Source organism: Microcystis sp. M49636_WE2 (genome assembly GCF_030065375.1).
GTDB classification, from domain to species: domain Bacteria; phylum Cyanobacteriota; class Cyanobacteriia; order Cyanobacteriales; family Microcystaceae; genus Microcystis; species Microcystis aeruginosa_C.
Genome location: NZ_JASJFG010000766.1, coordinates 1 through 5273, shown reverse-complemented (window position 1 = coordinate 5273; position 5273 = coordinate 1). Strand labels below are relative to the sequence as shown.

Annotated in this window: 7 protein-coding genes; 3 read left to right on the top strand and 4 right to left on the bottom strand. The window is 43.4% G+C overall.

Features of this window, described 5'->3' with window-relative positions; translation table 11 throughout:
* The coding region (locus PX484_RS17565) for a heavy metal translocating P-type ATPase (RefSeq protein ID WP_288104944.1) at positions 1-1269 on the bottom strand (1269 nt) is incomplete at its 3' end.
* Positions 1270-1725: 456 nt separating this feature from the next.
* Between PX484_RS17565 and PX484_RS25830 the strand changes: the two genes are divergently transcribed.
* The 3 genes from PX484_RS25830 to PX484_RS17555 are packed head-to-tail and all read left to right on the top strand — an operon-like array spanning position 1726 to position 3543.
* Entirely contained in the window at positions 1726-1941 is a 216-nt protein-coding gene (locus tag PX484_RS25830; protein ID WP_193977879.1) for a KTSC domain-containing protein, read from the top strand.
* Positions 1942-1963: 22 nt separating this feature from the next.
* On the top strand, positions 1964-2749 hold the full coding sequence (locus PX484_RS17560; RefSeq protein ID WP_287765883.1) for an SMODS domain-containing nucleotidyltransferase: 786 nt from the start codon (positions 1964-1966) through the stop codon (positions 2747-2749).
* Positions 2746-3543, top strand: a complete 798-nt coding sequence (locus PX484_RS17555) for a hypothetical protein (RefSeq protein ID WP_193977875.1) — start codon at positions 2746-2748, stop codon at positions 3541-3543. Before PX484_RS17560 ends, PX484_RS17555 begins: the two co-directional genes overlap by 4 nt.
* A gap of 326 nt (positions 3544-3869) precedes the next feature.
* Here PX484_RS17555 and PX484_RS17550 read toward each other — a convergent pair whose 3' ends face one another.
* The 3 genes from PX484_RS17550 to PX484_RS17540 all read right to left on the bottom strand — a co-directional run bounded on the left by PX484_RS17550 (position 3870) and on the right by PX484_RS17540 (position 5182).
* Positions 3870-4091 carry a type II toxin-antitoxin system HicA family toxin gene (locus tag PX484_RS17550; protein WP_008195914.1) on the bottom strand — a complete coding sequence of 74 codons (222 nt, stop codon included), beginning with the start codon at positions 4089-4091 and terminating at the stop codon, positions 3870-3872.
* Positions 4088-4312 (bottom strand): type II toxin-antitoxin system HicB family antitoxin, encoded by a 225-nt coding sequence (locus PX484_RS17545; RefSeq protein WP_002779120.1) that lies wholly within the window; start codon positions 4310-4312, stop codon positions 4088-4090. The genes PX484_RS17550 and PX484_RS17545 overlap by 4 nt, the downstream gene beginning before the upstream one ends.
* A gap of 507 nt (positions 4313-4819) precedes the next feature.
* Positions 4820-5182 (bottom strand): DUF5615 family PIN-like protein, encoded by a 363-nt coding sequence (locus PX484_RS17540; RefSeq protein ID WP_002803120.1) that lies wholly within the window; start codon positions 5180-5182, stop codon positions 4820-4822.
* Between the last annotated feature and the right edge of the window lie 91 nt (positions 5183-5273).

Sequence of the window (5273 nt, the reverse complement as noted above, 5' to 3'; positions counted from 1 at the left end):
GGCCGTCGGTGTGGCTAAACCGAGAGCGCAGGGACAAGCGACCACAAGCACAGAAATCGCTAATTTTAGGGACAAAAGTAGGGGAGAAGTGGGTTGAATCATCTCGTGGTGTCCTGTGGTTGACCCTAACACCTCTGGAAAGAGCCTAGTTCCCCAAAAATACCAAAAGAGCAGCACAATTAGGGCAATTATCATCACTCCGTAGGCAAAATAACCCGCTACCCGGTCCGCTATCTTCTGCACCGGGGCCTTGCGAGTTTGGGCTGATTCCACGGCTGCGATAATCTTAGCTAGGGTGGTATCGGTCCCCACCTGACGAGTTTGCACCGCAATCGCACCAGAGAGATTGAAACTGCCAGCAATGACTAGCTCTCCCATTTCCTTAACCACCGGCAGCGATTCCCCCGTTAACAAAGCTTCATCTACCGTGGTTCTTCCCTGAATAATCTCCCCATCCACGGGAATTTTTTCCCCGGGTAAGACGCGCACCCATTCCCCGACGCGCAGCTGTTCCACTGGAATCGCCACGCCCACACGGTCATCTGTACTACCAATCAGGTGAGCCACTGCCGGTTGTAGGGAGGTAAGCGCTTCTAAGTCTGCGGCTGCGCGATGACGGGAATGCGCTTCTAGAGTCCGTCCGAGGAGAATAAAACCTAACAGCATGACTGGTTCATCGAAAAAGCACTCTAAACCGAGATTAGGGAAGATAAGAGCCAAACAACTGGCTATATAGGCGCTACCTGTGCCTAAACTAACGAGAGTGTTCATATTTGGCATCCCGTGCCGTAATCCGCGCCAACCATCGATGAAAATATCGCGGCCGGGGAATAAAATGGCTAGGGTGGCTAAAGTCCAGTGAAAAGCAATACTTTGAAAGATGGGGATTTCTGGTCCCCCGATGTGGTGTAAGTGACCAATCAGGGAAAAAACCAGTAAACAACAAGCGATCGCTAATCGGTATAATTGTTGTTGCCGTTCTTTTTGTTGGTTTTGCAGCCGTTGATTTTGTTGAGAAAGGGGAGTCGATGAGCTGCGCGGTTGGGTGGGGAATCCAATCGCGGTTAATTTTGCGGCTAACTGCTCTGGTGCGATCGCATCTGGTTGGTATTCAATCACGGCAATTTCCGTGATTAGGTTAACTTGGGCCGATTTTACCCCTTGATTTTGGCTGAGTTGTCTTTCTACGGCACTCACACAGCCGGCGCATTTCATGCCTTTTACGTCTAGAGTAGCGGTTTTTAGTCCAGTTTCGGCGGCTAGGATCATAGAAAAAGTAGGCAAGGATGGTCTTTACTTCTATCCTAGAAATTATCGACGGATTTTTAAACTATTTTGGCCTGTAGGGTTACAGATAGATGAAATTTCATTACAGATAGCTGAAATTTTAGGTAGCCGATCTGGTAGTGGACTGACACAGCTAAAATAGGGCAATAGATAGGCTCAACTGAGGACATCAATCATGGGAAGATGTAGGCGAGATAAAGTTCATCTGACAGTCGCACAACGAGAAAACTTTGAACAAATCAGTGGGGGAGGGTTCATCACAGAGTACGCTAATCGGCATAACACGCTTATCGTAATATTGTACGGAAAACTTCTCGCGATCGCTCCATTTGAGCGTAATATACAGAAAGATTCTTTAAAAAATGTGTATTTGGCGTGATATACGGAAAATTTCCGCATAATATATAGTTAGACAGACAAATAAACAAAGGGATATAAATGAATAGGGTGCCAGTATCTTCATCAAATCTTGCATCGGTCGGATACGACCCAAATACTCAAACACTAGAAGTTGAATTTCTTCATGGTGGCATTTACCAATATTCAGGTGTTCCGTCATCGGTTCATTCAGGCTTGATGACAGCTAGCTCACACGGATCGTATTTTGATCAGCACATTAAGAAAGCTGGTTATGCTTACCGAAAGGTCGGCTAAGTAATCTCAAGACTAAAGAATCATGTCTGTAAACTCTCACCTAACAGATTTAGCAAGCACTCTAGTTCTATCTGAATTGGAAAAGTCGAGTATTTCTACCTCTATCAACACACTTTCATCTAGGCTGACTTCATACTTTGGCAGTACGGTGACAGGTCACTTTCAATTCGGTTCAAGTACTCGTGGTACTATTCTTCCACGTAAAGCAGACAAATATTCTGACATAGATTACATGGTTGTGTTTAGTACATCTGACGGCCAGAAAAAGCCACAAACTTATCTTGACCGTCTTAGGCGTTTTGTAGAGCTAAAGTACTCTAAATCAGAAATTTACCAATCACATCCAACAATTGTCTTATCTTTGAATCACATCAATTTTGAGCTTGTTCCAGCAATTTACAACTATAGTTATCAGATTCCCTCACCAGCATCATCTTGGCTTGAATGGACGAGTACAGATCCCTCCGGAACTAATCAATTACTTCAAGATAAGAATAAGAGCAATAACTATCAAATCAAGCCATTGGTTAGATTGATAAAATATTGGAATACACAAAAGGGGTACCCCTTCACCTCATTTTCAATAGAACAATATATTGTTAATCGATCATTTTGGGGATGCTCGGCTCTTAAAGACTACTTTTACGAGTTCTGGTCAGGATTTGATTGCTCATATGATACTGCTCAATCCATCAAAGATAAAGTTAATAGTGCCAAGCAACATGCAAGAAAAGCTAAAGAGTATGAGAACAATAATATGCCTGCTAGTGCGGAGTCAGAAATCAAAAAAATCGTACCATCTCTATGAATAATAAAGGCTTAGAAAGAGTTGATGAGGTCTCCCAATATTATGCTCCAATCGAGAAACTTGGGATGATTAGCGCATTGCTTTTCTGGGGCATTGCAGCCTTGTCGTTCGCTATGCCATACTCAGCTTCAATTCTCGGAAAGGCAACAGCAGATATTATCCAAGCATTTTTCCTTGTTTTGGTCTTGGCATACTTTAGTATTTCTCAAGTATCGAGCTTATACCTAGTACCGCGAGCAGAATTAATGAGAAGAAAGCAACTGCTTTCCAACTCATTTGGAATACCTCTCTCCCACGATCATACATCTCTCTACTACAACAATTCTTTTTCTCCGTCAGTGCAACGCCTTGGGGCAAATACTATGGAAAATGCCCTCTTTAGCAAGGAAATTGCGTCAAGAATGCTGGGGCGGAAGCGAATCATTATTTTTGGATATCTTCTAGCTTGGCTTATTGCTTTTTCTCTCCGCCATGACAATCTTGAACTGCTTACATGGATTACACAGTTAGTTTTCTCTGGTGAAATTCTTTCTGAATGGCTAAAACTTGAAATTCTTCGATTTCGTCATGAGCGGACGTATGACGAACTTTATTCCCATTTTCTGCATAAATTAGGACAGGATTCTCCTTGTGCCACCGCAAATGTGCTTAATGCTTTCGCGACCTATGAAGCAGCAAAATCTACCGCAGGGATACTGCTCTCAACAAATGACTTTCAGAAGTTAAATCCATCTCTAAGTAAGCGATGGAACCAAATTTGTGAAGAACTAGACATGCAGAACGAAATTGATTAGTGCTAAATTTATACCATTGCCATGTCTAACAAGCCCGTTGCACACCGACCGTATCGATACTCTCTGTTAAGTCCGAAAGTGCGATCGCCGATCTTGTAGGGTGCGTTAATGAAATGTAACGCACCTTATCTAATGTTCAAAATTCGTGCGTTACGCTAACGCTAACACACCCTACTGGACTGTTTCAGTGCGATCTTGTGGGGTGCGTTAACGAAGTGTAACGTACCGATGATATTTTGCAGGTTTATGCCGACAATTTTATGGGTTGCTCTAGAACCGGAAAATTCTGAATTATCTGTGGGAGTGTAATCCCATAGTAAAGTGCTTTATAAAAGCTCAACAAATTCGTCAACGCTCAAGCCGACTTGCCGAATAATTGCGCGTAAAGTACCTCGATCTAGTTCTTTATGATCTGGTACCGAGACTGTTGTTTTGGGAGCTTCACGTACTAAAATCATGTGACTTCCACGCTGACGCTCTACGGCAAAGCCTATTTGCTCAAGTGCTTTTACACATTCTGCGCCTGAGATAACACGTAATTTACTCATACCAGAATGACCTCAACCGTATCATTGGGAACAGGTTCACCCCGATCCTGTAAAACTTCGATATACAGAGCGATTGCCTCTTCAATATTGGCTAGAGCCTCCTCACGAGTTTTTCCCTGGCTAATACATCCTGGCAAACTAGGAACTTCGACAACAAAGTAACTATCCTCACCAGGATAGAGAAGTACTTTACGGCTGGATTCAGCTTGTGGTTTAACCATAATCATTGCTCGATAACTATTTGGTTGTTTCATTCAAATATTAACATTTTATGTTCTAGAACCAGTGTGATGCCGAAGGCACTGCGTAGCAGCACGCCGCTCTTGTAGGGTGCGTTAACGAAGTGTAACGGTGCGATTCGTTTCTAGGGGAATAAATAGCCTAGAGTGCTGATAAAACAGCATAACTGACAAAAAGGATGTAGGTGAAAGACCTACCCTGTAAGGGACACAGTGACTCCCGACCTGCCCCCAGTGACTGGACTCGGAAATCTAGAGGCTGAAGCGGGGAACAAGGACGCAATCAGAGCCAAAACAGATAGGCGCAAGGAGCGTTAACGGGGAGTATGATCGCCGCTCTTGTAGGGTGTGTTAATGAAATGTAACGCACCTTATCTAATGTTCAAAATTCCTGCGTTAGGCTGACGCTAAAACCCCCTACATCATATCGATCGTCAAGATTAAGTGATTGCCAAAGCGATCGGGGCATAACACAACGTTGCACCTGACTTAATAAAGCAACGGCTTTCTAAACCTATGACCATCCGGTTCTACGACTATAAATGCTCCTGCTAGTTCCACTTCGGAGTAATTTTTGATGATTCGCGCTAATTCCCCATGAACTGCATTAACTGTCGTGGGTAATACCCGAAGGTAAATAACTCCAGTTCCAACTGCTCTGACAAAAACAAGATTCCCGTAATCCCTATCTCGTGTGACGAGGATACGATTTTCTTGCTGAGATGTCCTAAGTATTTCTTCATCACTAGCTTGTGATAGACCAAGCTGAGCAACAAGAACCACATCATGTCCGGCATCAATCAGAAATCTCGCAGTGATTGCGTAAACGTCTTGATCGAGAAGAAATTTCATTATTAAGCCGACACGAGTTTAATGTCTTCAGCCGCTACTAAAGCGATAGCATATTGCAGACAAGCACGAATGTCTTCAATTTGTAAATCAG

Bases quoted from the DNA above. Each gene is read 5' to 3' on its own strand.
- PX484_RS17540 (WP_002803120.1), bottom strand. From the start codon at position 5,182: ATGAAATTTCTTCTCGATCAAGACGTTTACGCAATCACTGCGAGATTT.
- PX484_RS17545 (WP_002779120.1), bottom strand. From the start codon at position 4,312: ATGGTTAAACCACAAGCTGAATCCAGCCGTAAAGTACTTCTCTATCCT.
- PX484_RS17560 (WP_287765883.1), top strand. From the start codon at position 1,964: ATGTCTGTAAACTCTCACCTAACAGATTTAGCAAGCACTCTAGTTCTA.
- PX484_RS17555 (WP_193977875.1), top strand. From the start codon at position 2,746: ATGAATAATAAAGGCTTAGAAAGAGTTGATGAGGTCTCCCAATATTAT.
- PX484_RS17550 (WP_008195914.1), bottom strand. From the start codon at position 4,091: ATGAGTAAATTACGTGTTATCTCAGGCGCAGAATGTGTAAAAGCACTT.
- PX484_RS25830 (WP_193977879.1), top strand. From the start codon at position 1,726: ATGAATAGGGTGCCAGTATCTTCATCAAATCTTGCATCGGTCGGATAC.